The sequence below is a fragment of the Methylobacterium aquaticum genome (assembly GCF_001043915.1).
GTDB lineage: Bacteria > Pseudomonadota > Alphaproteobacteria > Rhizobiales > Beijerinckiaceae > Methylobacterium > Methylobacterium aquaticum.
Genome location: NZ_LABX01000102.1, coordinates 23,837 through 48,985, shown reverse-complemented (window position 1 = coordinate 48,985; position 25,149 = coordinate 23,837). Strand labels below are relative to the sequence as shown.

Here is a 25,149-nt window from a genome sequence, read left to right as displayed (position 1 = left end):
AAACGGAAGCAGGTCCAGGTCGCCCTGGCCCTTGCTGTCTTCTCTTTCGGGATGTCCCGGAGGGCTGAGCCGTTCGCTCGGCGCCCCGTCGGTGAGCGGCTGTCTAAGGGTAGCCGGCTCGCCTGTCAACTCGGGTGGGATCGGACGGTTGCGGCCATGGCGACAGGCGAGGGCAGGGGGCCCTGGCCCCGGTGGCTGGCGTGCAAACCAGATGAGCCTGCACGCGGTTCGTTCAAGCCGGCAACGCGTCCTCTCCTATCGCGGCAGCACGGCCGCGAAGGCGCGAATGTCCTCGGCGAGGAGGTCCGGCTGTTCGAGGGCGGCGAAGTGGCCGCCGCGGCTCATCTCGGTCCAGCGGCGGAGGTCCGCAAACATCGTTCGCTCCGCCAGCGAGCGGGGCGGGCGGACCATCTCCTTCGGGAACGCCGCGTAGGCGGTCGGCACCCTGACTCTCTCGCCGTCCGGCACCGGCCAGGGCCGGTGCATGCGGGAATAGTAGGGGTGGAACGATGAGCCGATGGCACCGGTGAACCAGTAGAGCGAGATGTTGGCGAGCATCCTGTCGCGAGAAATCGCCGCCTCGATCGTCCCGTCGCAGTCGGACCAGGATCGGAACTTCTCGACGATCCAGGCGGCGAGGCCGGCGGGCGAGTCGGTGAGGGCGAAGGCCAGGGTCTGGGGCTTGGTGCCCTGGATCCAATGGTAGCCCGTTTCCTCCTTCAGCCAGGCAGCAACGCGCGCGTAATGGGCGGCCTCCTCGGGAGTCGCGTCGTGGCCGGAGAGATCGCGGCGCACCGGCAGCATGGTGAGGTGCAGCCCCTCGACCCGATCCGGGTGGCGCCAGGCGAGGCGCGTGGTGATGAAGGCGCCCCAGTCGCCGCCCTGCGCCATGAAGCGGTCGTAGCCGAGGCGGGTCATCAACTCCGAAAAATGATCGGCGATCTCCTCGACGCCGAGGCGGGGCTGGCCAGGACGGAAGGACAGGCCATAGCCGGGGAGCGACGGGGCCACCACCGTGAAGGCGGTCTCCGCGTTGCCGCCGAAGCGAGCCGGATCCGTGAGGCGCGGAATGAGGTCGAGGAACTCGAAGACCGAGCCGGGCCAGCCGTGGCACAGGAGGAGCGGACGGGGCTTCGGTCCTTGCCCCGGCACGTGCAGACAATGGATGTCGATCTCGCCCACGCGCACCATGCTCTGCGGGAAGGCGTTGAGCGCGGCTTCCTGCGCCCGCCAGTCGAACTGGTCACGCCAATAGGCGACGAGATCGGCGAGGTAGGCGACATCCGTGCCGTAGGTCCAGGGGGCCTCGGGGGCCTGGTCGGGCAGGCGGGTGCGTTCCAGGCGCCCGCGCAGGTCGGCCAGGGCCGAATCGGGAACGTGATAGGTGAACGGGTGTCCCGTCATCGTGCGCTTCCTCCCTGTCATGCGCCGGACAGGATGTCGCGGCCGGCGGCGCCGTGCTAGCGCCCCCATAAGGTTCCGCGCCGGACGCGGATCTCAAGGGAGGGGCGGAGTCATGGCGCCATATCGCATCGCCACCATCGAGGGCGACGGCATCGGGCCCGAGGTGACGAAGGCCGCGATCACGGTGCTGGCAGAGGCGTGCGGGGCCGGTACCCTCGCCTTCGAAAGGCTGGAGGGCGGCGCCGCCCACTACGTGAGGAGCGGGCACGTCCTGCCCGAGGACACTTTCGCGGGCTGTCGCGACGCCGACGCGATCCTGCACGGGGCGGCCGGCCTGCCGGGCGTGGTCTATCCGGACGGCACCGAGGTCGGCAACGACCTGCATCTGCGCCTGCGCTTCCGTCTCGACCTCTACGCCAATGTCCGTCCGGTCAAGCTCCTGCCCGGCGTGCTCTCGCCCCTGCGCGCCTTCGAGGGCGGCGGCATCGACTACGTCATCGTGCGCGAGAACACCGAGGGACTCTATGCGAGCCGCGGCGCCGGGGTGGTGTTGCGCGACGAGATCGCCTCGGACAGCCTCGTGGTGACGCGCAAGGGCACCGAGCGGGTGGCGCGTTTCGCCTTCGAACTCGCGGCCAAGCGCCGTGGCGCGCCGCGGGACGGCCAGCGGCGGGTCACCGTCTGCGACAAGGCCAACATCCTGCGCAGTTACGCCTTCTTCCGCCGGATCTGCGACGAGGTCCATGCCGGCTATCCGGACGTCGCGATCGACTACGCCTATGCGGATGCGATCACGGTGCACATGCTCAAGCGCCCGGACAGCTACGACGTGATCGTCGCCGAGAACATGGTCGGCGACATCATTTCGGATCTCGGCGCGGCGACGGTCGGCGGCATGGGCATCGCGCCCTCCGGCGAGATCGGCGATGCCCACGCGCTGTTCCAGGGCGCCCACGGCTCGGCGCCAGACATCGCCGGGCAGAACGTCGCGAGCCCGGTCGCCACCCTCCTGTCGGGGGTGATGATGCTGCGCTGGCTCGCCGAGCGGAAGAGCGACACAGCCCTCGGCCAGGCTGCCGACCGGATCGAGGCGGCGGTCGCCACGGTGCTCGCCGAGCGGCGGGCGGTGCCGCGCGACCTCGGCGGCCACGCGAGCTGCACCGAGGTGGCCGAGGCCGTGCGCCGGGCGCTCGCCTGACTTTATCGCAAGGAGACAGCGTCATGATCAAGCAGACGGTCGGTGTCGTCGGTGTCGGGCTGATGGGGCACGGCATCGCCCTCAACCTCGCCCGCAAGGGTTGGCCCCTGGGCTATCTCGACCATCCGGGCAACCAGCCGACGGACGATCTCGACGCCCTTGGGGCGACCCGCCATGCCGACCGGGCGGCGCTGGCGCGGGCGAGCGAGGTGATCGTCCTGTGCGTCACCGGCACGCCGCAGGTCGAGGACGTGCTCCTCGGCGAGGGCGGCGTACTCGCAGCCTTGCGGCCCGGCACGGTGGTGGTCGATTGCTCGACCGCCGTCCCGGCCTCGACGGCGCGGGTCGCGGCGGCCGTGCGCGAGGCCGGCGGCCGCTTCCTCGATGCACCGATGACCCGCACGCCGAAGGAGGCGGCGGAAGGGCGGCTCAACCTCCTGGTCGGGGCCGAGCCCGACCTGTTCGAGGCGATGCACCCGCTGCTCTCGGCCTTCGCAGAAAATATCTTCCATGCCGGGACCGAGGCCGGTGCCGGCCACACCCTGAAGCTCCTGCACAACTACGTCTCGCTCGGCTCCGTCACGCTGATCGCCGAGGCCGCCGCCTGCGCCGGCAAGGCCGGCATCGCCCCGGAGGTTCTGGTCGACGTGCTGCGCAAGGGCGGCGGGCATGGCGCCGCGCTCGACCGGCTCTCGCCCTACCTGCTCGCAGGCGATTCCTCGCCGATGCGCTTCTCGGTCGCCAATGCCCGCAAGGACCTGAGCTACTACGTGGCGATGGCCGAGGGCTTGGGCGCCGAGCACGCCGTCGCCGCCGGGGTGCTGGCCGATCTCGATCGCCTGGTCGAGGCGGGCCATGGCGCCGACCACCTGCCGCGGATCGTCTCGCACTTCGCAGCCAAGGGCTGACAAGCGCCCTTGCCCGGCCCGGGAGGCCGGGTATCGTCGCGGCCCCGCACGAGGGAGCCCCGCGATGCCCGATCTCTCCGCCTTTCCGATCACCGCCCGCTGGCCGGCCCAGCACCCGGACCGGATCCAGCTCTATTCGTTTCCGACCCCGAACGGCGTGAAGGTGTCGATCGCGCTCGAGGAACTCGGCCTCCCTTACGAGGCCCACACCGTCCGGATCGGCCAGAACGAGACCTGGCTCCCGGAATTTTTGTCGCTCAACCCCAACGGCAAGATCCCGGCAATCCTCGATCCGGACGGGCCCGGGGGCAAGCCATTCGCCCTGTTCGAATCGGGTGCGATCCTGCTCTACCTGGCGGAGAAGACCGGGCGGCTGATCCCCGCCGATCCGGCCGGGCGCTACGAGACCACGCAGTGGCTCTTCTTCCAGATGGCAGCGCTCGGGCCGACATTCGGCCAGCTCGGCTACTTCCATAAATTCGCCGGCCGCGAGATCGAGGACAAGCGGCCGTTGCATCGGTACCGTGACGAGTCGAAGCGCCTGCTCGGGGTGCTGGAGACGCGGCTGACCGGGCGCGACTGGATCATGGGTGCCGACTACACCATCGCCGACATCGCGATGCTGGGCTGGGTGCGCAACCTGATCGGCTTCTACGAGGCGAAGGAGCTGGTGGAGTACGATGCGCTCGAGGCGGTCCCGGCCTGGCTGGAACGGGGCCTCGCCCGCCCAGCGGTGCAGCGGGGGCTGGAGATCCCGTCGCGGGAGTAGTTTCAGAGCCGTCGCGATCGGCTGACACCGCGGTGAAGCCCTCGATGTCATTCCGGGACCCGCTTTCGCGGCCCCGGAATGTCGCGGAGGGTGTCCGCCCTGTAGAATGAAGCACACGCTTTCCGGATCGCCGGAAGGTGTTCGGCCCTCCGGCGACCGGGTTGTTTAATCGAGGTCGAGCATCAGGCGCAGGTTCTGCACCGCAGCGCCCGATGCGCCCTTGCCGAGATTGTCGAGGCGGGCGACCAGCACCGCCTGGCGGTGCGTGTCGGAGCCGAACACCCGGAGTTCCAACCTGTCGGTGTCGTTGAGCGCTTCCGGCTCGATGCGCTCCCGGTCGGCGCCATCCTCGGCCGCGGTCACGACCTTGACCAGCGTCGTGCCGGCATAGCGGGCGACGAGGGCAGCTTCGAGATCGGCGGGGCTCGGCTTGCCGGGCAGCAGGTCGAGATGCAACGGGATCGACACCAGCATGCCCTGCCGGAAGTTGCCGACCGACGGCACGAAGATCGGGCGGCGGGTCAGGCCGCTGTACCTTTGCGTCTCGGGCAGGTGCTTGTGGCCGAAGCCGAGCCCGTAGAGCTGGAAGGCCGGGGCTTCGCCGGCCTCATAGGCTTCGATCATCTTGCGGCCGCCGCCGCTATAGCCGGAGACCGCGTTGATGCTGATCGGATGATCGGCCGGGATCAGGCCGGCATCGATCAGCGGGCGCAGGAGCGCGATGCCGCCGGTCGGGTAGCAGCCCGGGTTGGAGACGCGGCGCGACGCCCGGATCGCGGCGTCCTGCTCGGGCGCCAGCTCGGCGAAGCCGTAGGTCCAGGCCGGATCGACCCGGTAGGCGGTGCTGGCATCGAGGAGCCGCGGGCCACCGCCGGGCAGCGAATCGGCGAGCGCCGCGGTCTCGCGCGAGGCGTCGTCGGGCAGGCACAGGATGACGAGGTCGACCTCGGACAGGAGGGTGCGCTTCGCCTCCGGGTCCTTGCGGCTCTCATGCGGGATCGACCGGACGGTGATGTCCGTGAAGGCGTCCAGGCGCTCGCGGATGCCGAGACCGGTCGTGCCGGCCTCGCCGTCGATGAAGACGCTCGGGCTGTGCTTGCGGGTCATGGGCGAAGTCTCCGTGGCGCGGAACCGGCCGGTGCCGAACGACGCGCGTGGTGATTGGGGGGCGGGGGCCGTCAAGTCAATCGGCAATGACGATCCTCGGGGCCGGGACTGTGCCGCGCGATGTGCGACGATCTCGTGTCGCACCGCCCTCCACAGCGGAACCCGCCTCGGCGGAACCCGCCGCCGCCACCTCGGTTGTGCTGCCGGATCGCCAGCAGGAGCGCCTCATGGCCGGAACCGCCAAGAAGACCGACCCGAAGCTCTGGGACAAGGTGAAGAAGGACGTCACCCGGTCGTCGAAGGGCGGCAAGCCCGGGCAATGGTCGGCCCGCAAGGCCCAGATGGCGGTACAGGACTACAAGGAGGAGGGCGGCGGCTACGAGGGCCAGAAATCTTCCGACAACCACCTCACGCAATGGACCGAGGAGGAGTGGAACACGAAATCGGGCGAGAAGAGCGGCGAGACCGGCGAGCGCTATCTGCCGAAGAAGGCCCGCGAAGACCTCTCCGACGAGGAGTATACGCGCTCGACCGCCAAGAAGCGCGCCGACAGCGCCAAGGGCAAGCAGCACTCCAAGCAGCCGAAGGATGTGGCGACGAAGGCTGCGGCGGCCCGCAAAGCCTCGCATGCGGGCGGCAGCCGGGGCGGGCCGACCAAGGCCGACTTGATGCAGAAGGCGCGGGCGAAGAACATTCCGGGCCGTTCCACCATGTCGAAGGGCGAGCTGGAGCGGGCGCTGAGCGCCTGACCACCATCCCGCAACGAAGAAAGGGCGAGCCCCCGCGGGCCCGCCCTCCGTCTTTCGCAGTGACCGAAGCGGTCGCTTAGCGCTTCGAGAACTGGAAGCTGCGGCGGGCCTTCTTGCGGCCGTACTTCTTGCGCTCGACGACGCGCGGGTCGCGGGTCAGGAAGCCTTCGCGCTTCAGCGGGGAGCGCAGCTCGGGCTCGTAGTAGGTCAGAGCCTTGGACAGGCCGTGACGGACCGCGCCGGCCTGGCCGGAGAGGCCGCCGCCGGCCACCGTGACGACGATGTCGTACTGGTCGACGCGGTTCACGACCTGCAGCGGCTGCTGGAGGATCATGCGCAGCACCGGGCGGGCGAAGTAGGTGTCGACCGGACGGTCGTTCACCGTGATCTTGCCGGCGCCGGGCTTGATCCAGACGCGGGCGATCGCGTCCTTGCGCTTGCCAGTGGCATAGGCGCGGCCGAGGGAGTCCAGCTTCTGGACATGGACCGGGGCCTCGTTCTCGCCCTGCGACGAGTTCTGGGCCTTGCTGGCCTGACCGAGGTCGGCGAGAGACTGAAGGGTCGCCATCTTACGCGCTCACGTTCTTGCGGTTGAGAGCGGCGACGTCGAGCGTCTCCGGCTGCTGGGCGATGTGGGGGTGCTCGTTGCCCTTGTAGACCCGGAGGTTGCCCAGGATCTGCCGGAACAGCGGGCCGCGCGGCAGCATGCGCTCCACGGCCTTCTCGACGACCCGCTCGGGGAAGCGGCCTTCGAGGATGAACTTGGCCGAGCGCTCCTTGATGCCACCCGGGTAACCAGTGTGGTGGTAGTACACCTTCTGGTTATATTTGCGGCCGGTGAACTTCACCTTCTCCGCATTGATGACGATGACGTTATCGCCGCAATCGACGTGGGGCGTATACTGGGGCTTGTGCTTGCCCCGCAGACGCATCGCGATGATCGACGCCAGGCGGCCGACCACGAGGCCCTCCGCGTCGATGATCACCCACTTCTTGTCGACGTCGGCGGGCTTCAGCGAAAAGGTCTTCATCGCGGATAGGTCCCGGAAGTCTTGACGAAAAAAACAGGACGCCGCCGCGGTCAGGACTGAGCGCGCGGCGGCGATGGCCGGCTCAATAACGGAGGTTCCCACCCGCGTCAAGCGGACCAAAAAACCCAGAACGGCAAAAACGCTTGTTTTTCGAGCGGCTTCGCATATGCGGTATTGTGATACCGCTATTTCGGCGGGATCGCGTAGGTACCGGTGGCATGGCAGACGAGGTCGTCCTGGCCCTGGCTCCGGATCAGCACCTCGCCCACGGCGAGGGAGCGCCCGAGCTTGAGCAGGCGCGCTTCCGCGAGGAGATCGGCCGGCGCCGGCTTGCGCATGAAGTTGAACGACAGGTTGGTGGTGACGGCGAGCGCCACCGGGCCGATCTGGCCTAAGATCGCGACGTAGAGCGCCACGTCGGCAAGGCCCATCATGGCGGGGCCGGAGATCGTGCCGCCGGGGCGCAGGTGGCGCTCGTGGTAGGGCAGGCGCATCGTGGCGCTCATCGGGCCGACGCTCTCGACCACCGGGCCGGGCCCGCCGTGATGGATCTGCGGAAAAGCCTCGTCGAGGAAGGCCGCGACCGCGTCGCGGTCCATCATGAGGGCGGCAGGCATGCGGGGGCGTTTCCGGTTGGGGGTCGTGCACGATCTTGCAGCACGGCGCCCGGCACCGGACAATAGGCCATCCGTTTCGCCCTCATCCGAGGCTGCAAGACCGAGTCCCCATGTCCGATCCCCTGCTCCTGCGCAACGACCGCGACGGCGTCGCGACCTTGACCCTCAACCGGCCGCGGGCCCGCAACGCGCTCTCGCACGCTCTGCTCACCGCCCTGTCGGAGGAATTCGCCCGGCTCTCCCGGGACGAGAGCGTGCGCGCCGTGGTGCTGGCTGCCGAGGGCCCCGCCTTCTGCGCCGGCCACGACCTGAAAGAGATGACCGCCTACCGTGCGGAGGCCGACCGGGGCGCCGAGCGCTTCAAGGCGCTGTTCGATCTCTGCTCGTCGGTGATGATGGCGGTTCCCGCCCTGCCGCAGCCGGTGATCGCCGCGGTCGAGGGCATCGCGACGGCAGCCGGCTGCCAGCTGGTCGCCTCCTGCGATCTCGCGGTGGCGGGCGAGGACGCTCGCTTCGCCACGCCCGGCGTGCAGATCGGCCTCTTCTGCTCGACCCCGATGGTGGCGCTCTCGCGCAACCTGTCGCGCAAGGCCGCGATGGCGATGCTGCTCACCGCCGAGATGGCGGAGGCCGAAGAGGCGAAGGCGCTCGGCCTCGTCAACCGGGTGGTGCCGGCCGGCACGGCGCTGAGTGCCGCGCAGGACCTCGCCGCCGGGATCGCGGCCCGGAGCGCCTATACGGTGCGGGTCGGCAAGCGCGCCTTCTACGAGCAACTGGAGATGCCGCTCGCGGACGCCTATGCCCATGCCGGCCGGGTGATGACCGAGAACATGCTGGCCCGCGCCGCCGAGGACGGCATCGCGGCATTCCTCGACCGGAAGGCGGCCCGATGACCCACGACCGTTACGACGACGAGAGCGTCAGAAAAATCCTGCGGCAGGTGCGCAGCATCGCCCTCGTCGGCGCCTCCGCCAACCCGGCCCGGCCGAGCTGGATCGTCACCAAGTACCTGCTGGAGCGCGGCTACCAGGTGACTCCCGTCAATCCGGGCTTCGCCGGGACTGAGCTCCTGGGCCGGCCGGTGGTGGCGCGGCTCGCCGACCTCACCCACCCGGTCGACATGGTGGAGATTTTTCGCAATTCCGAGGCCGCCGGCCCCCTCGTCGACGAAGCGCTCGCCCTCGACCCGCTGCCGAGCGTGATCTGGATGCAGCTCGGCGTGCGCAACGACGCCGCGGCCGCCCGGGCCGAGGCGCGGGGCGTCACCGTGGTGATGAACCGCTGCCCGAAGATCGAGTACGGTCGCCTCTCGGGCGAGATCGGCTGGACGGGAGTGAATTCCCGCATCCTGAGCGCCAAGCGGCCGAAGCTGGCGGCCAAGGGGTTCCAGAAGCTGACGATCGAGGAACGATGATCTCTCTTCGCTGACAGATGACACCGGAGAGCATCCCCGTCCTTCCGGGCTCCGCTTTCGCGGCCCCGGAATGGTACCAACGGCCCGATGCGTCAGCATCTTGGGCCGTCGGTAGGGCTCGGCGGAATGATGGAACTGTGCTGACCGGACGATCCCGCGACGCTTCCGATCCTACAGCAACGTGCCCTTCAGGATCACCAGGGCCACCGTGAAGTAGATCACCAGCCCCGACACGTCGACGAGGGTCGCGACGAACGGGGCCGAGGCGGTGGCGGGGTCGAAGCCGACGCGCTGGAGGATGAAGGGCAGCATCGAGCCGGTGACGGAGCCGAACAGCACGATGCCCACCAGTGCGGTGCCGACCGTGGCGGCGACCAGGAACCAGTGCTCGCCGTAATCGTAGAAGCCGAGCTTCTGCCAGATCACGATCCGCACCACGCCGATCGCGCCGAGGATCGCCCCCAGCGTCAGGCCGGCGGGGATCTCGCGCAAAGCCACCCGCCACCAGTCGGAGAGCCGCACCTGGTGGAGCGCCAGCGCCCGGATCAGCAGCGAAGTCGCCTGCGAGCCCGAATTGCCGCCCGAACTCATGATGAGCGGGATGAACAGGGTCAGGACCAGGGCCTTTTCCAGCTCGCCCTCGAACCCCTGCATCGCGCTGGCGGTGAGCATCTCGGACAGGAACAGCACGCAGAGCCAGCCGGCCCGCTTGCGGATCATGGTCAGGAAGTTGATCGACATGTAGGGCTCGTCGAGCGCCTCCATGCCGCCGAAGCGCTGTACGTCCTCGGTTTGCTTCTGGATCATCGCGTCGATCACGTCGTCGACGGTGACGATGCCGACGACGTGGTTGCTGGCATCGACCACCGGCACGGCGAGGAGGTCGTATTTCGAGATCAGGCGGGCCGCCTCGTCGCGGCTGGCATCGGCCGAGACCACGACCGGGCGGCGGTTCGGCGCCACCGACAGGATGTTGTCTTCCGGGTTGCCGGTGATGAGCCGGCGCAGCGGCACCGCCTTGGCCAGTGCCCCGGTGCGCGGATCGAGCACGAAGATCGAATAGACGGTCTCGCGGGTCCGCTCGACCTTGCGGATGTAGTCGAGGGTGAGACCGACGGTCCAGGTCGTCGGCACGGCAACGAACTCGGTCGTCATGATCGAGCCGACGCTCTCCTCCGGATAGGCGATGAGCGCGTCGACGGCACCGCGAGTCTCGGCGTCGAGGCGGGCGCGCAGGTCCGAGCGCCCCGGCTCCTCGATCTCCTTGAACACGTCGGTCACCCGGTCGGCCGACATGCCCGACAGGAACGAGGCGACGCGGTCGCGCGGCAGCATCTCGATGATGTCGGGGGCGCAGTCCAGCTCCGGCTGGTCCAGCACCTCGACGGCGCGATCGTGCGGCAGGCTGAGCAGGATGGCGGCGGCCACCTCCGGCGCCTCCCGGTTCAGGGCCTCGACGATGTCGGGGGCCCGCTCCTCGGAGAGGCGCGCGGCGAGGGCGGCGGGCTCGACGGGGGTGTCGATCACGGTATCGGTCATGGCTCACCTGTTGGGCGCTGGCGTCGGCCGGCCGTCCCCGGCCGGTCGCGGTGAGCCGCCGAAAGGCTAAGCGCGCGGGACCTCAGGCCGGAGACGGCAGGAACGGTCGACTGTGACTGTCGCTCGGCATGGAAGTTGGGGTTGTCCGGGGATGCTGTGGCGCGAGACGGCGCCGCGAGCGGCCTGTCACTGCGCCGCGCCGCAGGCCACGTCAAGAGGGGAACCGGGGGCACCGCACCGGAATTCGCAAGCGGTGACCCATAGCCCGGAATCCACTGGAAACGCTGGGGAAACCTCCCAGGATCCCGGGCCGCCGCGGGAGCCGCGATGGTCACGACACGCCTCTGTACCTTGTCGGATTTTGCCGCCGCCGTCGCCCGGGCGGTGGGCCGTCCGGGCACCTTCGCGGCGCGCCTCATCCTGATCGCGGTCTGGGCGGTGACCGGCCCGCCCTTCCCCTATTCGGGCACGTGGCGGCCGATCATCAACACCGTCCCGACCATCGTGACATTCCGGTTGGTGTTCCTGATCCAGAACACCCGAAACCACGATGGTGCGGCGATCCAGGCGAAGCTCGACGAGCTGATCCGGGCGAGCGCGGCGCAGAACGCCGATATCGGCATCGAGCACCTGACCGAGGAGGAACTCGATTCCTTGCGTGCCCGCTGCGAGGCGCGGGCGAAGGACTTATGCCTGAGCGAGGCCGCGGATGCCGTCGAGAAGACCGCAAATGCCAAGGCCGCGAGGGGGTCGTTGAGCCGTCTTGCGCGCAGCGCTGGCGCGAGAGCGCTTCACGATTGCGTTGCAATCGCGAAGCGCTCTCGCTTTTTGATTTTGCCGCATTGTCTACGACGAACCGATATCCACTTCGTCGGAAAATGCTCTGGATGTCTGGCCCTGAGTTTGAATAATGATCTTGGGATTTCGGCTGGTACTCACGCAGCAGACTTCGTGATGATCCCAACACGCCTCTGGTCTTCGTCGCTGCCCGTGCTCCTGATAGTCCCACATACAGCAGCAATTCCGATACCGCAGCCGGACGTTTTTCTTGAATCGCAGGGCTCCTCGGACTGCGATATCGGCCGGTAAGACGGGCTTGATCGGCATTCGAGACACCTTGGACCGACGCCTCTCATATGGTTGCCAGGGCAACAAAATGGTTGCCAGAGCAACATGATTGTGCGAGCTTCGGGCATGAGAGCGTTCAATCGCCACCGCGGAGGAAACGATGCACAGGGCTCGGCAATGAATGGGTGCCGCGACATCATCGTCGTCGGAGCCGGTCAGGCAGGTTTCCAGGCGGCTGCCTCGCTGCGTGAGGCGGGCTTCGACGGATTGCTTACGATCGTCGGCGACGAGCCCGTCGCGCCATATCAGCGTCCGCCACTCTCGAAAGCCTACCTGGCGGGCAAGGCGACGGCTGGGACCCTGGCGCTGAGACCGGCGAGCTTCTACGCCGACCATCGCATCACGCTCAGGCTCGGCGAGCGGGCCGCCCTTATCGATCGGCCCATCCAGCAGCTCGAACTCAAGTCGGGCGAGCGGTTGGGTTATGACCACCTCATCCTGGCCACAGGAGCCCGCAATCGTTCCCTGCCGGTTCCTGGGGCCGACCTCGCCGGTGTGCTCCAGCTTCGCACGCTGGCGGATGCCGAGGACGTCCAGCGGTATCTGGCTGGCGTCGAGAGTGTGGTCGTCGTGGGGGCCGGCTTCATCGGACTCGAATTCGCCTCGGTGGCCGCGGCGCGCGGGATTGCCGTCACGGTCGTCGAGTTCGCCGACCGGGTCATGTCGCGAGCGGTCTCCCGGCCGACCTCGGCCTTTTTTCGGGACGCACACGAGGCCGCCGGGATCCGGTTCGCCTTCGGCGTGGGCGTGGGCCGCATCACGGGGGCAGACGGGCACGTCACCGCGGTCGAGACGACCGACGGTCGCGCGTTTGCGGCCGATCTCGTGCTCGTCGGCATCGGTGTCGTGCCGAACGTGGAACTCGCGGCGGAGGCGGGTTTGACCGTCGCCGACGGCATCCTGGTCGACCAGGCCCTTCTCACGTCGGACCCGTCCATCTCGGCGATCGGCGACTGCGCCACGTTCCCGAACTCCTTCGCCGGGAATGCACCGACGCGCATCGAATCGGTTCAGAACGCCGTCGACCAGGCTCGGTGTGTCGCCGCCCGTCTCGCCGGACGGGCGGCATTCTACGCTGCCCTGCCCTGGTTCTGGAGCGACCAGGGCGGCTGGAAGCTGCAGATCGCCGGTCTGGCGAACCCGCACGATCTGACCGTGACGCGCGGCGACCCGGCACAGGGAGCGTTCTCGATCTTCTGCTACCGGCACGACCGCCTCGTCGGGGTCGAGTCTGTGAACAGGCCTGCCGACCACATGATCGCCCGGCGGCTCATCGCCGAGCGCCTGCCACTGGTGCCCGATCAGGCGGCGGACCTCGCCCTCGACTTGCGGGCGCTGATCAGAACCGCCGCGGCTGCCTGAGCGGAGCGGCCCGTCCCATCTCGATCAATCTCGACGCTCGCGCCGGGATGTCCCGGACATCGTCACGGCTGGGAGGTTTGCATGCAGGCGGTTGAGAAGATCGATCAGGGTGTCCCGCTGCTCGGGCGTCAGGCAAGCCGTCAGACGTCGCTCACGCTCCAGCGCCACGACGATGATCTCGTCGTGCAGCGATTCGCCCTGGGCCGTCAGGCGGATCAGGCGTCGGCGCGCGTCGGTCGGGTCCTCGTCGATGGCGACGAGATCCCGCTTCTCCATCGAGGCGATGGTCCGGCTCACCGGCCCCTTGTCGAACCCGATCACTTGGCAGATCCGCGCGGCCGAGATGCCGGGCTCGATGGCGAGCAGGGACATGATCCGCCATTCGGTGACGTTGACCCCGAAGCGGCTCTGATAGGTGGTGCTGGCGCTGTGCGACAGCTTGTTGGCGACGAAGGTGAGGAGCGCCGGCACGTACCGCTCGAGGTCGAGCCGCAGCCCAGGCGTCACGTCCGCGGCCGGTGCCTGGTCGATCGCTCGACCAGCGGCGTGTCTTGCTCGACCCGATGGCATCGTCTCTCCGGTGCGCTGTCGATGCTCCACCTTATGTCTCGACGGATCGGCCGCGTCCAGGCGCACATCTCCGTTTAATGGGGAGATCCGGGCCAATCTTTCGCGCTCGCTACATAGAAAACGGCAATAAGCCATGGAGGATCGCTCATGATCGAGCCGTCGCATATATCGAATTCTGCTGCGCCGCCGGCGGTCCCGCCGGTCGATGTCCATGGTACAGGCGCGGCGATCGTCGACGTCGACCCCTTCTCGATTGAGTTCTTCGAGGATCCGCACCGCATCCATGAGGCGTTGCGAGAGGCCGGACCGGTGGTGTGGCTGCCGCGCTGGGGCGTGCACGCGGTCGCGCGCTACGAGGAGGTGCGGGCCGTGCTGCACGATCCGGCGACCTTCTGCTCCGGCCGCGGCGTGGGCCTGAGCGACTTCGCCAAGGAGAAGCCCTGGCGGCCTCAGAGCCTGATCCTGGAGGCCGATCCGCCGGCCCATGGACGCACGCGCGCGGTGCTGAGCCGGGTCCTGTCGCCGGCGGTCATGAAGACCCTGCGCGAGCGGTTCCAAGCGGCTGCAAACCAGCTCGTCGACGAGCTCCTGGACCGTCGCGAGATCGATGCGGTCGCCGATCTCGCCGAGGCTTTCCCGCTCTCGGTCTTCCCGGAGGCGGTCGGCCTACGCGAGGACGGGCGCGAGCACCTGCTGCCCTATGCGGGTCTCGCCTTCAACGCTTTCGGGCCGCCCAACGAGTTGCGCCAACGAGCCTTCGAGACCGCCGCACCCCACGTCGCCTGGGTCATGGAGCAGTGCCAGCGCGAGAACCTGAAGCCCGGCGGCTTCGGCGCGGCGATCCACGCGGCAGCGGATACAGGCGCCATCACGCACGATGAGGCACCGCTCCTCGTGCGCTCGCTCCTGACGGCGGGCCTCGACACGACGGTGAACAGCATCGGTGCCGCAATCTACTGCCTGGCCCGCTTCCCCGACGCCTGGGCTGCGTTGCGGGACGATCCGACCCTCGCCCGCGCGGCCTTCGAGGAGGCGGTGCGGTTCGAGAGCCCGGTCCAGACCTTCTTCCGCACCACGACGCGGCCGGTCGAGATCGGCGGGGTGCATCTCGACGAGGGCTCCAAGGTCCTGATGTTCCTGGGCGCCGCCAACCGCGACCCGCGCCGCTGGAGCGACCCCGGCCGCTATGACCCGACCCGCTCGACGGTCGGCCATGTCGGCTTCGGCTCCGGCATCCACATGTGCGTCGGCCAGCTGCTCGGCCGCCTCGAAGGCGAGGTGATCCTGTCGGCCCTGGCCGCGAAGGTCGGCGCGATCGCGATCACCGGACCGGCCGTGCGCCGGTACAACAACACCCTGCGCGGGCTCGAGCGCCTGCCCGTCACCCTGATGGCCGCCTGAAGGACTTGCCCGTTATGCCGACCATTACCTTCATCCGCCCGGACGGCGCGCAGCGGGAGCTTGCCGTCGCGGAGGGCACGAGCCTGATGCAAGCCGCCACCCATCACGGCCTCGACGGGATCGTGGCCGAGTGCGGCGGCAACGCGATGTGCGCCACCTGCCACGTCTACGTCGACGAGGCCTGGTCCGCGCGACTGCCGCCCTTGTCCGACGACGAGGATGCCCTGCTCGACGGGGCCGCGGCCGAGCGTCGGCCGACGAGCCGGCTATCCTGCCAGATCATCGCGACCGCCGCCCTCGACGGACTGGTGGTCCGTCTGCCCGACCGGCAGGTCTGAGCGGCTGGAAACATCACTTTCAAAGGGAGGAAGACAATGCGCACGGTGATGCGGGCCATGCTGCTCGCAACGATAGTGCTTGCGGCGGGTGCAGCAAAGGCGGAGATTTCGGACGGGGTGGTCCGGATCGGCGTGCTGACTGATATGTCTGGCCCGTTCCAGGACACCAACGGTCAGGGTTCGGTCGAGGCCGCCCGCATGGCGGCCGAGGACTTTGCCGGCGGGGGCAAGGGCATCCGGGTCGAGATTGTTGCGGCGGATCACCAGAACAAGGCGGATGTCGGTTCATCCATTACCCGCAAGTGGCTCGACGTCGAGAAGGTCGACGCGGTGGTCGACGTACCGAACTCCTCGGTGGGCTTGGCCGTCAACGCGCTCCTGCGCGACACCCGGATGGCGCTCCTAGCTTCGGCCACCGCCACCTCGGACCTCACCGGCAAAGCCTGCTCGCCCAACACGGTGCAGTGGGTCAACGACGCCTGGGCGACCGGCAACACGACCGCCGCCGCCATGATGAAACGCGGCGGCACGTCTTGGTACTTCCTGACCGTGAACTACGCGCTCGGCCAGGGTATCGAGTCGGAGGCCAGCGCCTACGTCACCCGCAATGGCGGCACCGTGAAAGGGGCCAGTCGCCACCCGCTCGGTACGGCGGACTTCTCGTCCCTGCTGCTGCAGGCGCAAGCATCGGGCGCAAAGGTCGTCGGGCTCGCCAATGCGGGTGCTGATGCGATCAATATCGTCAAGCAAGCCAATGAGTTTGGGCTGACGCAGAGCGGTCAATCGCTGGTAGCATTCCTGGTCTTCATCAACGATGTGCACGCTATGGGACTGAAGGATGCTCAGGGCCTTCTGCTGACCGAGTCATTCTACTGGGACATGAACGACGAGACTCGGACATTCGCGAAGCGGTTCGCGGCCCGGTCAGGTCAGGCGGGTAAGGTGCCGAGCGGCAACCAGGCCGGCGTCTATTCGGCCACGCTCGCCTATCTTGATGCTGTGGCACGCACCGGTAGCGATGACGCTCGAACCGCGGTGGCGGAGATGAAGCGCAAAGGCCCGCGCGACCGGCTGTTCGGCGACCTCACAGTGCGTCCGGACGGGCGGGCAATCCACCCGATCTACCTCTTCGAGGTGAAGAAGCCGGCGGAGTCGAAGGGCGCATACGACTACTACAAGCTTGTCGACACAATCCCAGCGGATCAGGCATTCCGACCGCTCGCGGATGGCGGTTGCCCCATGGTGAGATAATCAACGAAGGCATTCCGCCGATTTGAGACTTGATCGGCGAATTTTGTCGGTGTTTTTTGTTTTTTATAATATAATATTATTTTCTGACCAAGTCGACACCGGTTGGTCGCATAAAATGCGGCAAAATAAAAGACCTAGAGCACTGCCCGATCGCAACTTGGTCGGGCAGTGCTCTAGATGTCATCTAGATATTTTCCTAAAAAAATCCATGCTGCGATTACGATGGGTGGCACTGAGCCATTGCACGCTCGCGACACGACTGACTCGACCAGTCGTGGGACGCTCGCTGAGGCTTGTCTACCGTCGCCCCGAGTGGAAGCGGTGACGCCAGCCCTCCTCCAGCCTGCGCTCCTCCGCGTTGTCCTCGGGGACAGGCTCCAGACGCAGCAGAATCATCGCGAAGCCGTTCTGCTGGGGGTATACCTGCTCGTAGAGGGCCGGCGCGCGAAGATCGCGCTTTACATCAATCCAGAGGTCGGAACTGCACGCAGCGATGTCGCTCGCAATGTTCAGTCGATGCGCACCTACATGATAGTGCGACCGTGTCGGGACCGGGCTACCGACCCCGCAGCTGATAGCCGGGAAGGAGAGGCTGCGATAGCACCGCTGCACCCTGCCGTTGCCCGCCACGACGATGGCGATCCGCTCGGGGTGGTACTGCACGTAGGCCCGAGCTGCCACCTCCTTGCCGACCGCGAAGTCGCGCGCGAGTATAAGAACGTGCTGCAGATCGGGCTCGCGAAAGGCTTCCATCGCCCCCCGCAGAAGGGGCGGGGGCATCAGCACGAGACTGGCGAAGCGGTTGGCCTCCATCTCCATCCGCTGTCGCGGATCACCCGGCTTCGCTGTGAGGCGTAGCAGGTCAGAACTCTTGCACAGAAACCGACCGGGCTGATCCGGGACGTGGTGCGCCATCAGGAAGTGGCCGAGTTCGTGTGCGATGGTGAAGCGGCGACGCGGTTCGCCCCCGCGCTTTGCGAGGATGGTGCCTTCGGACCGCTTCGCGTCGGTGACGAGGCCGCCCTCGAACTCGTCGGTGTCGAACTTCTCGATCCTGAGGATGCCGAGGCGCGCGCACAGCTCCTGGATCGGTACGGGCACCGAAAGGTTCGGCTCGGCCTGTAGGATGTGTTTAACGAGCGCCTCCGGTGAGCCCGCCTCCGCGAGGTCTGTCCTGGTAATTGGCATCCGCGCAGCCCCTTCCCGTCCCTAAACCGATCCATCGGGCCGCCACCCACCCGCGACCCCACGATCTGATTACGGTGAGTTTGTACGGGTTGTAACGCATCTTGGGTTCGGCATCGGGAGCGGGCCGAACTTTGCGGCGGCTTCACCATCGATGACGTCTCCTGACGAAATATCTCGTTGCTGCAAGCACACGCCTATCGCTTCTTGCCCAACTCGGCAGCGATATCCTTTGTGATCCGGCCGACCTTTCGATGCGCTGCCGTAAGCTGGTCCTGCGTGACGCCCCATCGCTTCATCCAAAACTCGACGGCCTTGCGTTCTGACAGATCGAGTCGGTCCTTAGCAATCGAAGGTCGCGCGGTTCCGTAGGTACTGGGCCTCGACCGTCAGCTTGGTGTCGGGAGTGACCTGCCAGCTCACCACAGGCGCGGCAAGCACCCGGTCGCCGTCGACGTAATCACGAAAGCTGTCCTGGCGGGCGAGGACGCCGTTGAAGCGGTAAAGCACGCTGCCGTCCTGGGTCAGCGGGCCCCCGGCATCGTCGGTGGTGCGGGCGGTGCCGAAGCTGCCGAACAGGGTGCCCATCTCGACGAACGGCAGGGCGACCGGCTGCTTGGTCAGGATGTTGATGGTGCCGCCCGGATCGCTGCGGCCGTAGAGCGCTCCGCTCGGGCCCTTGAGCACCTCGATCGACTCTGGGTATCGGGCGCGCCGTTGTAGCCGCGGGCGATGGTGAAGCCGTTCTGGAAGATGTCCTGGGTGGCGAAGCCCCGCACCGAGTAGAGGGCGAGGTTCTGATTGCCGAAGTCGTTCTGCTTGGCGATGCCGGGCACGTAGTCGAGGGCGCGCTCGACGCGGGTGGCGGCTGTGTCGCGCAGCACCTCGCGGGGGACCACGTCGACCTGCTGGGGCAGATCACGCCGCGGGGTGATCGTCTTCGATCCGCTGTAGAGTTCCTCGACGCGGTAGCTCGGCGTCGCCGTGAAGGTGCCCTCGACCGTGATCGGATCGAGCTGGATTGTGGCGTCGGCGGGGGCCGATGATTGTGCAGGCTGAGCGCAAGCCGGGATTGCGGTCACGACGGGTGAGAGCGCGCAGGCGGTGATGGCACAAAGCCGGAGCGACGAACGAGAGCGGGACGGGATCACGGAGCCTCGGTGAACGGCTGTGGTACGTCACCGCGAACGAAGTCTCGCACGGATGCGCGCATCCGCCTCAACACCCGTCGGAACACCCCGTCCGACGCGCTGCGCGTGTGACCACGGCTGACGGCAGGTCTCCTGGCTCGCGGGTCGGTGCCCGCCACCGTCTTCCCGGGTGAGGCACCCAGTGACGTCAGTGGTGGAAGGCTCGCCGCTCACAGTTGCGGGGGCCAGCCGCGGATTCGGGCAGGCCCTCACCGAATTCCCTTTTGATCCCGGGGGAACCGTCGCCGTCTCTGTTGCAGCCACGTTTCCGATCGTCAATGACAGGCAGCGACGAACCGCCGGCTGTGCCGCTCAAAGCACCTAACTTTCCTACCTCGAAACGCCCCGCTGGTGAAGGAGACATCAGCGAGGGGCAAACCTCGATCAACTTGGCCGTGCGAAGGACCGCTGAGGGTGGAGAGCGGCTGTTTCGCGAGCGGCGAGAAGCGGGCATATGTCAGGTCACAATCATCTATACGCAAGCGCGCAATTAGATTTCTATAGTAATTTGAAAACTATCCCACCATCCGCCGCATGGCGGCGGTGATTTCATGCTTCTTGTAGGGCTTGGCGAAAAATACGCCTCGCGCGGGCATCTCATCGGCCTGGGGCCTTCGCTTCCCCGAGACGATGATGAGCTCGATGGGCGGCCAGCGGTCCCGTATCGTCGCGGCGAACCGCATCCCGTCCAGGCCACCGGGCATGTCGACGTCCGTGAACACGACGCGGATGTCGGGGCGGCTCTCCAGTACGAGAACCGCCTCGGCCGCGCTGGCAACGTCGACCACGTCGAACCCCGCGTCCTCGACCAGGTCCACCGCCATCAGGCGCTGTAGCGGCTCGTCCTCGACAACGAGCACGACGGGCCGCGCCGGCGGCGTTACCTGACCCAACCAGACCTCCTCAAGAATGCTGCAACTGGACGAGCGGTGCGCGCATCGTCGCCTGGAACCCGGACGTTGGGTAACGAAGGTCGACCCCCCCCGTTCCGACGAGCCCGAGGTGGATCAACCGCGAGCCGAATCCCTTGCGCCCGCTGCTCGCGGGTGGTGTCGGCGGCGGACCGCCGCGCTCCGTCCAATCGAGCGTCACCTCGCGTCCCTCGCCTTCACCTTCCAACCGCCACCCGACCGCGACCCGGCCGTCGGGCACCGACAGCGCGCCGTATTTGGCCGCGTTCGTCGCGAGTTCGTGCAGAAGGAGCGAGAGCGAGAGCGTCGCGCGTGGCCCAAGGTCAAGCTCGGGACCCGCGAGGTCGACGCGGTCGTCATGCCCGGCATTGGCCAATACGGCCTTCATGACCTCTCTCGCCGGAGCCGCCGCCCAACTCTGGCGCAGCAACACGTCATGAGCGGACGAGAGCGCGTGGATGCGGCGCTCGAACGCCTCCACAGGCGCGCGGTCGGATACGGTGCGCAGCGTCTGCGAGGCGATGGAGATCACCATCGCGAACGTGTTCTTGAGGCGGTGCGAGAGTTCCTCGTTGAGCACCCGTTGCTCCGCCTCGGCCTGGATGCGAGCGACCGCGCTCTGCACGCGGTCGGCGACGGTGCGCACGAAGGCGAGGTCGTCACCGGAGAAGGGATGATGGCTCGCCCAGTTGACGAAGGCGATGCCGACGAGCCGGCCGCGCTCCAGGATCGGCACGTTGAGCAGCACCCGCACGCCGATGGCGAGCAGTGCCGTCGCCGTGTCCCGCGTGCGCGGGTCGAGCGCCACGTCGTTGATGGCGACGACCTCGCCGCGCTTGAGGTCATCGATGTAGGAACCGTAGGTGCGAAAGCCGTGCAGGCCGGCAACCGACACGGTGTCGGGTGCGTGCCAGTCGGTGAGCACCTCGACCGTCTCGCGTACAGCATGGACGAGGCCGTAGCCGGCGCGGGTGGCATCGGTGGCGCGGGCGAGGATGCCGGCAGCGGCCTCCACCAGCACGGGTATGCTGTCGAGGTCGCGCAGGCGCTCGCCGAGTTCGAGCAGCGCGTCGCGCCGCACATCCGTCTCGACGCGGGCGGTCACCTCGAGGAAGATCATACCGAACCGCTCGACCCCAAGCGGGAAGGCGCGGCCTTCGTACCAGCGCCGCAGGCTGCCCACCCGACGCGTGAACGTCACCGGCTTCCCGGTCTCGACCACCTCGGCGAACTCGTCGACCCAGATGTCCTCGACGCCGGGCAGGACTTCGCGCAACGTCCGCCCGATGACGCTCGTGGGGTCGAGTCCGACGAGGGCACCCCAGGCGGCGTTGACGTCGACGTAGCGCCAATCGGTGATCCGGCCCGTCTCGTCGCGCACGACCTCGCCGACGAGGAAGCCCTCGCTCAGGCGCTCGAACAGGCCGCGCCAGTGCGCCTCGCTCTCAGCCTGGCGCGCCTCGGCCATCTTCCGGTCGGTGACGTCGACGGCGGTGCCCGAGAAGCGCACGGGCGTACCCGCTGCATCGTGGATCAGCTTCCCCTTACACTCGACCCAGCGCAGCGCCTCGCCGGGGATAGCCAGGCGGTACTCGACCAGGAATGGGGCCTCGCGCTCGAAGGTGTCGCGGATGCGGGCGCGCAGCGGTTCGATGTCCTCGGGGACGACGAACTCCTGGTACTGCTCCATGGTGAGGCCGGCGGCGGTGCGCGCGGGATCGAGCCCGTAGAGACGCGCGAAGTTGGCGTCGCCGTGCAGGAGGTCGGTGTCGACCATCCAGTCCCACAGCCCGACCACCCCCGAGGCTGTCAGTGCCAGTTGAAGGCGTTCCTCGGTGGTGCGCAACGCCTGCTCGGCCGCGTGTCGCCCCTCGATGTCGAGGAGCACACCGGGAAAGCTCAGCGGCGCGCCGTCCGGTCCGCGCTCGACGCGGCCATTCGCCTCGATCCAGCGATAGCGTCCGTCAGCTCTGCTTACGCGGTACTGGTGCGCGTAGGCTCCCCCTCGAAGGATCGCCTTGGTGAGGGCGTCTGCCAAGCCGACCTTGTCATCGGGATGCACGGTCGCGACGATCTGCGCGAGCGGGATGCCGTCGCGGCCGAGCGCCGGATCGAGGCCGAAGGCCGCAGCGAAGCCCTCGTCGACGGTGAACTGGTCGGTGGCCAGGTCCCAGTTCCACGTGCCGATGATCGCGCCGGCCGCGAGGGCGAGTTGCACCCGCTGGATGTTCTCGCGGGCCAGCGCCTCGCTCGCGCGCAACGCGCTCTCGGACCGGCGCCGCGCCGTCGTGTCGGCGATGAGCATGGCGACACGACCGCCGCCGACCGGGAAGAGGTGGGCGTCGTACCAGCGCCCGAGCGGCGCAGCCTCACCCTCGAAGCGCAGCGGCTCCCCTGTTCGAACGACCTGCCCATAGGCGTCGTGCCAGTGCTGCTCGATGCCGGGAGCGATCTCGTTGGCCCAGCGTCCCACGGCGTCTGACAACCCGGTATGGCGCTCGAAGGCAGGGTTGGCGGCGAGCACACGGTGATCGATCGCCCGGCCGTCCTCGTCGAACTTCACCTCGCAGACGCAGAAGCCGGCATCGATGTTCTCGAACAGGACGCGGTAGCGTTCCTCACTCCGGCGCGTCTCCAACAGGCCCGAGACCTGCCTCCCGAGCGCACGCAGGTCGTCGGCCTGATCCTCCGTCAGCCCCTCGGGCCGAGGAACCGTGTCGATGACGCACAGCGAGCCCACCACATACCCGTCCTCCAATCGCAGCGGCGAACCGGCGTAGAAGCGGATGCCGGGCTCGCCCGTGACCAAGGGGTTGTCGCGGGTGCGCGGGTCAGCGGCCAGGTCGGGGATGACCAAGAGGTCGGGCTGGGCGAGGGCGAACTTGCAGACCGAGCGGTCAAGGTCGGTCTCGCAGTGGGGAAAGCCGACCTGTGCCTTGAACCACTGCCGGCCCGACGCCACGAGGCTCAGCAACGCGACCGGCGCGGCGCAGAGGCGCGCGGCGAGGCGCACGGCATCGTCGAAGCCAGCCTCGGCGGGCGTATCGAGGATGGCGAGCGCGTCGAGCGCGGCGAGGCGCGCCGGATCGGTGACGACGGACGGATTCATCCTGGCCGATGTCATCGTTTCAGCGTCCAAGGTCAACCGAGTTGCCAGCGAGCTGACCTTCGGCGGGGTCGAATTGAGTCGGAAGCTGACTCCCAAACGGTCAAGCTGGTTGGGTTTCCACCCTATGGTTGAAAGCTCGCGAATGCGGGCGATGATGATTTGCCTTGTGCCGACCCACGATGCCAGTAAAATCTGCGCCGCCTGCTGATATTTCAGTTGAATACGGCGGAATTCGCAGCATGTGAGAGGCAATTACCATTTGCATTTACTGCCTCACGTCGATCAGTTCGTCGCCAAGCCAGTTCTTTCACACCGTGATCGTTACCAGCCCACACTGGCCCGATGACAACTCCGCCTCGAACACGCAGGAACGGACGGTATCCGGTTGCCCCGAATTCGTAAGCCCACGTGTTAGATCGAGCAGCTTGCCGCCCCGAAGCGTGCGCGGTCCGTCGCATTGGCGGCCTCCATCGACTGTCGAGGCACTACAACCCGATTGCATGGATCACGCGCCAGCGCCGATTCCTCCTCGCGCCGGAGGCGGGCCAAGGTCTCGGCGTCCGCCCGCTCCTATAACTCCCGGGTTGGCGGCGCGCTGAGCGTCGTTGCGTTGCAGTTGTGCCGCAACCTCCGCCGCCTGCCGTTCGGCTTGCGCCCGAGTCCCAGCATCCCGGTCGCGCAATCCGAGAGTGGGCGCGGTGAGCAGCGCGAGCCGCCGTTCCGCGAGATCAGGAGCAGCGGCGAGGAGCTGGGCGTCGGCGAGCCGCTGAATGCCGGTAGCCATGTGCAGCGGGCAGCCCCCGGGCTCGACGGGCGCATCCCGCCGGATGAAGTAGGGCCAGCCACCGGGCCGGTCCTCGGCAGCCGGCTCGGCCCCGAGCATGATTTGCGCGGGCCATGCATCCGGGTCGGCCTCGCCGGCACCAACCATGGCCCGGGGTGTCGGGGATGGCCGAGGCCACCAGTTCGCGTCCGGCCACGTCAATACTCCCCGGCGAGCATGACGGTCAGCATCCGCGTCGTGCTGCTGCTGTCGGCCGGATCCGGGGAGTGCCCCGTCATCGCGCGGTCGTAGTCGTCGATCTTGGAGAACACCCGCTCGCCCGCGACCTCGAGCGCACCGAAGTCGTGTTCGCCGCGGGGATCGTTGTCGGGCGTAGAGTCGTCGGAGGCAGCCAGGGCGTCCAGAATGGTCTGCCGGCATTCGCGGCCGAAGGCGATGACGCCAGCGGTGAGCATCAGTAGGCCGCCCGAGAGGGAGCGGCGGAGGATATCGTTGAGCGCGCGGGTGCGATCCACGTCGAGGACAGCGGTCAGCACAGGAGCCTCGAATGTCGGAAGGGCGTTGACGGCGGCGCGGGGCATCCTGCCGCTGGGCACCCGAGCTAGCCTGTGCGGCCCAGGTGCGGGGTACGGAACGGCTAGGCTTTGCCGGGCGGCAGCAGCGCGAGTTCGTCGGCGCGGCGCGGGATGGTGGGCTGGGTCGGGTAGCTGCGCCAGCGGAGCGAATGGACGGTGCCGTTGCGCCCGATCACCTCCGCCTCCCGGCAACGCCAGCGACGTGAAGACCGCCCCCGCCGTGCTGGACAAGGCGCCCGGTCGCGTGCGCCGGCTCATCGCCGACAAGGGCCACGATGCCGACTGGCTGCGCCAGGATCTGCGCCAGCAGGGCATCAGCGTGGTCATTCCCGGCACCCGCGCCCGCAAGCGCAAGATCCGCCTCGACAAGCGGCGGCATCGAGATCGTTGCCGGAACGGCGGGCGGGGCCGGTGCCGCCGCCGCCTCCGCCCTGTCGCAACGGTCCGAGGACCTGCGCCAGGGCGTCTCCCGCTTCCTGGAGCGCCTGCGGGCGGCGTGAGCCGCCCGTGACCGTCACCGAACCGTCAAGGTGGCGTGGTTGCCTCGCCAGGGATGAACGCGCAGCCCCGGCCGCCCCGGCGGCGGGGCTGCCGGGAGGACGAGGCCGC

General features: G+C 67.9%; 26 protein-coding genes, 1 pseudogene and 1 riboswitch. Of the genes and pseudogenes, 12 read left to right on the top strand and 15 right to left on the bottom strand.

Annotated elements, in window-relative coordinates; translation table 11 throughout:
• Positions 1-255 precede the first annotated feature (255 nt).
• Complete coding sequence (locus tag VP06_RS13860; RefSeq protein WP_048464357.1) at positions 256-1,404, bottom strand: epoxide hydrolase family protein; 1,149 nt, start codon at positions 1,402-1,404, stop codon at positions 256-258.
• Between the two features lie 112 nt (positions 1,405-1,516).
• Between VP06_RS13860 and VP06_RS13855 the strand changes: the two genes are divergently transcribed.
• The 3 genes from VP06_RS13855 (at position 1,517) to VP06_RS13845 (ending at position 4,279) form a co-directional block, all read left to right on the top strand.
• Complete coding sequence (locus VP06_RS13855) at positions 1,517-2,602, top strand: isocitrate/isopropylmalate dehydrogenase family protein (protein ID WP_048464356.1); 1,086 nt, start codon at positions 1,517-1,519, stop codon at positions 2,600-2,602.
• 23 nt (positions 2,603-2,625) lie between these two features.
• On the top strand, positions 2,626-3,510 hold the full coding sequence (locus tag VP06_RS13850; protein ID WP_048464355.1) for an NAD(P)-dependent oxidoreductase: 885 nt from the start codon (positions 2,626-2,628) through the stop codon (positions 3,508-3,510).
• Between the two features lie 64 nt (positions 3,511-3,574).
• The gene (locus tag VP06_RS13845) at positions 3,575-4,279 is read left to right on the top strand and encodes a glutathione S-transferase N-terminal domain-containing protein (protein ID WP_048464354.1); all 705 of its coding nucleotides are present in this window, start codon (positions 3,575-3,577) and stop codon (positions 4,277-4,279) included.
• A 165-nt stretch (positions 4,280-4,444) separates the two neighbouring features.
• Here VP06_RS13845 and argC read toward each other — a convergent pair whose 3' ends face one another.
• Positions 4,445-5,386, bottom strand: coding sequence for an N-acetyl-gamma-glutamyl-phosphate reductase (gene argC / locus VP06_RS13840; protein ID WP_048464353.1), 942 nt, complete (start codon positions 5,384-5,386; stop codon positions 4,445-4,447).
• A gap of 227 nt (positions 5,387-5,613) precedes the next feature.
• Here argC and VP06_RS13835 point away from each other — a divergent pair, with 227 nt between their 5' ends.
• Positions 5,614-6,135 (top strand): DUF5872 domain-containing protein, encoded by a 522-nt coding sequence (locus VP06_RS13835; RefSeq protein ID WP_048464352.1) that lies wholly within the window; start codon positions 5,614-5,616, stop codon positions 6,133-6,135.
• A gap of 76 nt (positions 6,136-6,211) precedes the next feature.
• Here the strand turns inward: VP06_RS13835 and rpsI are convergent, their stop codons facing one another.
• The 3 genes from rpsI to VP06_RS13820 form a co-directional block, all read right to left on the bottom strand.
• Positions 6,212-6,703, bottom strand: a complete 492-nt coding sequence (gene rpsI, locus VP06_RS13830; protein WP_048464351.1) for a 30S ribosomal protein S9 — start codon at positions 6,701-6,703, stop codon at positions 6,212-6,214.
• A 1-nt stretch (position 6,704) separates the two neighbouring features.
• A complete protein-coding gene (rplM, locus tag VP06_RS13825; RefSeq protein WP_048464350.1) occupies positions 6,705-7,166 on the bottom strand; it encodes a 50S ribosomal protein L13 in 462 nt (153 codons plus the stop codon).
• 185 nt (positions 7,167-7,351) lie between these two features.
• A complete protein-coding gene (locus tag VP06_RS13820; RefSeq protein ID WP_048464349.1) occupies positions 7,352-7,783 on the bottom strand; it encodes a PaaI family thioesterase in 432 nt (143 codons plus the stop codon).
• Between the two features lie 110 nt (positions 7,784-7,893).
• Between VP06_RS13820 and VP06_RS13815 the strand changes: the two genes are divergently transcribed.
• Positions 7,894-8,676 (top strand): enoyl-CoA hydratase, encoded by a 783-nt coding sequence (locus tag VP06_RS13815; RefSeq protein WP_048464348.1) that lies wholly within the window; start codon positions 7,894-7,896, stop codon positions 8,674-8,676.
• Complete coding sequence (locus VP06_RS13810) at positions 8,673-9,197, top strand: CoA-binding protein (protein WP_048464347.1); 525 nt, start codon at positions 8,673-8,675, stop codon at positions 9,195-9,197. Before VP06_RS13815 ends, VP06_RS13810 begins: the two co-directional genes overlap by 4 nt.
• A 171-nt stretch (positions 9,198-9,368) precedes the next feature.
• Here the strand turns inward: VP06_RS13810 and mgtE are convergent, their stop codons facing one another.
• The gene (gene mgtE / locus VP06_RS13805) at positions 9,369-10,736 is read right to left on the bottom strand and encodes a magnesium transporter (RefSeq protein ID WP_048464346.1); all 1,368 of its coding nucleotides are present in this window, start codon (positions 10,734-10,736) and stop codon (positions 9,369-9,371) included.
• Between the two features lie 327 nt (positions 10,737-11,063).
• On the opposite strand from mgtE, the gene VP06_RS38990 reads away from it, so the two are divergent.
• Together VP06_RS38990 and VP06_RS13795 are read left to right on the top strand one after the other, a co-directional pair.
• Positions 11,064-11,825: a low affinity iron permease family protein gene (locus VP06_RS38990; protein WP_082167380.1), complete on the top strand. Its 762-nt coding sequence runs from the start codon at positions 11,064-11,066 to the stop codon at positions 11,823-11,825.
• 156 nt (positions 11,826-11,981) lie between these two features.
• Entirely contained in the window at positions 11,982-13,226 is a 1,245-nt protein-coding gene (locus VP06_RS13795; protein ID WP_048464345.1) for an NAD(P)/FAD-dependent oxidoreductase, read from the top strand.
• Positions 13,227-13,250: 24 nt separating this feature from the next.
• Here VP06_RS13795 and VP06_RS13790 read toward each other — a convergent pair whose 3' ends face one another.
• Positions 13,251-13,796 carry a MarR family winged helix-turn-helix transcriptional regulator gene (locus tag VP06_RS13790; protein ID WP_048464344.1) on the bottom strand — a complete coding sequence of 182 codons (546 nt, stop codon included), beginning with the start codon at positions 13,794-13,796 and terminating at the stop codon, positions 13,251-13,253.
• Positions 13,797-13,946: 150 nt separating this feature from the next.
• Here VP06_RS13790 and VP06_RS13785 point away from each other — a divergent pair, with 150 nt between their 5' ends.
• Genes VP06_RS13785 through VP06_RS13775 form a run of 3 tightly spaced genes read left to right on the top strand, consistent with a single transcriptional unit; the run spans position 13,947 to position 16,786 of the window.
• Entirely contained in the window at positions 13,947-15,197 is a 1,251-nt protein-coding gene (locus VP06_RS13785) for a cytochrome P450 (RefSeq protein WP_048464366.1), read from the top strand.
• 14 nt (positions 15,198-15,211) lie between these two features.
• Positions 15,212-15,535, top strand: a complete 324-nt coding sequence (locus tag VP06_RS13780; RefSeq protein WP_048464343.1) for a 2Fe-2S iron-sulfur cluster-binding protein — start codon at positions 15,212-15,214, stop codon at positions 15,533-15,535.
• Positions 15,536-15,571: 36 nt separating this feature from the next.
• Positions 15,572-16,786, top strand: coding sequence for an ABC transporter substrate-binding protein (locus VP06_RS13775; protein WP_048464342.1), 1,215 nt, complete (start codon positions 15,572-15,574; stop codon positions 16,784-16,786).
• Positions 16,787-17,083: 297 nt separating this feature from the next.
• On the opposite strand, the gene VP06_RS13770 is transcribed toward VP06_RS13775, so the two are convergent.
• The 8 genes from VP06_RS13770 to VP06_RS13740 form a co-directional block, all read right to left on the bottom strand.
• Positions 17,084-17,974 (bottom strand): ImmA/IrrE family metallo-endopeptidase, encoded by an 891-nt coding sequence (locus tag VP06_RS13770; RefSeq protein ID WP_048464341.1) that lies wholly within the window; start codon positions 17,972-17,974, stop codon positions 17,084-17,086.
• 194 nt (positions 17,975-18,168) lie between these two features.
• Positions 18,169-18,270 carry a DUF3606 domain-containing protein gene (locus tag VP06_RS34940; protein ID WP_245291169.1) on the bottom strand — a complete coding sequence of 34 codons (102 nt, stop codon included), beginning with the start codon at positions 18,268-18,270 and terminating at the stop codon, positions 18,169-18,171.
• A 43-nt stretch (positions 18,271-18,313) separates the two neighbouring features.
• Positions 18,314-18,658: a hypothetical protein gene (locus tag VP06_RS38100; RefSeq protein WP_048464340.1), complete on the bottom strand. Its 345-nt coding sequence runs from the start codon at positions 18,656-18,658 to the stop codon at positions 18,314-18,316.
• Positions 18,592-19,053 carry a TonB-dependent receptor plug domain-containing protein gene (locus tag VP06_RS38095; protein WP_048464339.1) on the bottom strand — a complete coding sequence of 154 codons (462 nt, stop codon included), beginning with the start codon at positions 19,051-19,053 and terminating at the stop codon, positions 18,592-18,594. The genes VP06_RS38100 and VP06_RS38095 overlap by 67 nt, the downstream gene beginning before the upstream one ends.
• 174 nt (positions 19,054-19,227) lie before the next feature.
• Positions 19,228-19,420, bottom strand: a riboswitch (cobalamin riboswitch).
• A gap of 256 nt (positions 19,421-19,676) precedes the next feature.
• Positions 19,677-20,054: a response regulator gene (locus VP06_RS13755; RefSeq protein WP_082167377.1), complete on the bottom strand. Its 378-nt coding sequence runs from the start codon at positions 20,052-20,054 to the stop codon at positions 19,677-19,679.
• 10 nt (positions 20,055-20,064) lie between these two features.
• Positions 20,065-23,433, bottom strand: coding sequence for a PAS domain-containing protein (locus VP06_RS33745; protein WP_156295588.1), 3,369 nt, complete (start codon positions 23,431-23,433; stop codon positions 20,065-20,067).
• A gap of 253 nt (positions 23,434-23,686) precedes the next feature.
• Positions 23,687-24,112, bottom strand: a complete 426-nt coding sequence (locus tag VP06_RS36315) for a hypothetical protein (protein WP_156295587.1) — start codon at positions 24,110-24,112, stop codon at positions 23,687-23,689.
• Positions 24,113-24,162: 50 nt separating this feature from the next.
• Complete coding sequence (locus VP06_RS13740) at positions 24,163-24,546, bottom strand: DUF3768 domain-containing protein (protein WP_425350909.1); 384 nt, start codon at positions 24,544-24,546, stop codon at positions 24,163-24,165.
• A gap of 178 nt (positions 24,547-24,724) precedes the next feature.
• On the opposite strand from VP06_RS13740, the pseudogene VP06_RS34930 reads away from it, so the two are divergent.
• Positions 24,725-24,934: pseudogene (locus VP06_RS34930) on the top strand (transposase); the annotation flags it as partial.
• Between the last annotated feature and the right edge of the window lie 215 nt (positions 24,935-25,149).

Bases quoted from the DNA above. Each gene is read 5' to 3' on its own strand.
- argC (WP_048464353.1), bottom strand. From the start codon at position 5,386: ATGACCCGCAAGCACAGCCCGAGCGTCTTCATCGACGGCGAGGCCGGC.
- VP06_RS13775 (WP_048464342.1), top strand. From the start codon at position 15,572: ATGCGCACGGTGATGCGGGCCATGCTGCTCGCAACGATAGTGCTTGCG.
- VP06_RS13845 (WP_048464354.1), top strand. From the start codon at position 3,575: ATGCCCGATCTCTCCGCCTTTCCGATCACCGCCCGCTGGCCGGCCCAG.
- VP06_RS13855 (WP_048464356.1), top strand. From the start codon at position 1,517: ATGGCGCCATATCGCATCGCCACCATCGAGGGCGACGGCATCGGGCCC.
- VP06_RS13850 (WP_048464355.1), top strand. From the start codon at position 2,626: ATGATCAAGCAGACGGTCGGTGTCGTCGGTGTCGGGCTGATGGGGCAC.
- VP06_RS13780 (WP_048464343.1), top strand. From the start codon at position 15,212: ATGCCGACCATTACCTTCATCCGCCCGGACGGCGCGCAGCGGGAGCTT.
- VP06_RS13790 (WP_048464344.1), bottom strand. From the start codon at position 13,796: ATGCCATCGGGTCGAGCAAGACACGCCGCTGGTCGAGCGATCGACCAG.
- VP06_RS13835 (WP_048464352.1), top strand. From the start codon at position 5,614: ATGGCCGGAACCGCCAAGAAGACCGACCCGAAGCTCTGGGACAAGGTG.
- rplM (WP_048464350.1), bottom strand. From the start codon at position 7,166: ATGAAGACCTTTTCGCTGAAGCCCGCCGACGTCGACAAGAAGTGGGTG.
- mgtE (WP_048464346.1), bottom strand. From the start codon at position 10,736: ATGACCGATACCGTGATCGACACCCCCGTCGAGCCCGCCGCCCTCGCC.
- VP06_RS13860 (WP_048464357.1), bottom strand. From the start codon at position 1,404: ATGACGGGACACCCGTTCACCTATCACGTTCCCGATTCGGCCCTGGCC.
- VP06_RS13815 (WP_048464348.1), top strand. From the start codon at position 7,894: ATGTCCGATCCCCTGCTCCTGCGCAACGACCGCGACGGCGTCGCGACC.
- VP06_RS38990 (WP_082167380.1), top strand. From the start codon at position 11,064: ATGGTCACGACACGCCTCTGTACCTTGTCGGATTTTGCCGCCGCCGTC.
- VP06_RS13810 (WP_048464347.1), top strand. From the start codon at position 8,673: ATGACCCACGACCGTTACGACGACGAGAGCGTCAGAAAAATCCTGCGG.
- VP06_RS13820 (WP_048464349.1), bottom strand. From the start codon at position 7,783: ATGCCTGCCGCCCTCATGATGGACCGCGACGCGGTCGCGGCCTTCCTC.
- VP06_RS13740 (WP_425350909.1), bottom strand. From the start codon at position 24,546: ATGCCCCGCGCCGCCGTCAACGCCCTTCCGACATTCGAGGCTCCTGTG.
- VP06_RS13770 (WP_048464341.1), bottom strand. From the start codon at position 17,974: ATGCCAATTACCAGGACAGACCTCGCGGAGGCGGGCTCACCGGAGGCG.
- VP06_RS13795 (WP_048464345.1), top strand. From the start codon at position 11,982: ATGAATGGGTGCCGCGACATCATCGTCGTCGGAGCCGGTCAGGCAGGT.
- VP06_RS36315 (WP_156295587.1), bottom strand. From the start codon at position 24,112: ATGGTTGGTGCCGGCGAGGCCGACCCGGATGCATGGCCCGCGCAAATC.
- VP06_RS34940 (WP_245291169.1), bottom strand. From the start codon at position 18,270: ATGAAGCGATGGGGCGTCACGCAGGACCAGCTTACGGCAGCGCATCGA.
- rpsI (WP_048464351.1), bottom strand. From the start codon at position 6,703: ATGGCGACCCTTCAGTCTCTCGCCGACCTCGGTCAGGCCAGCAAGGCC.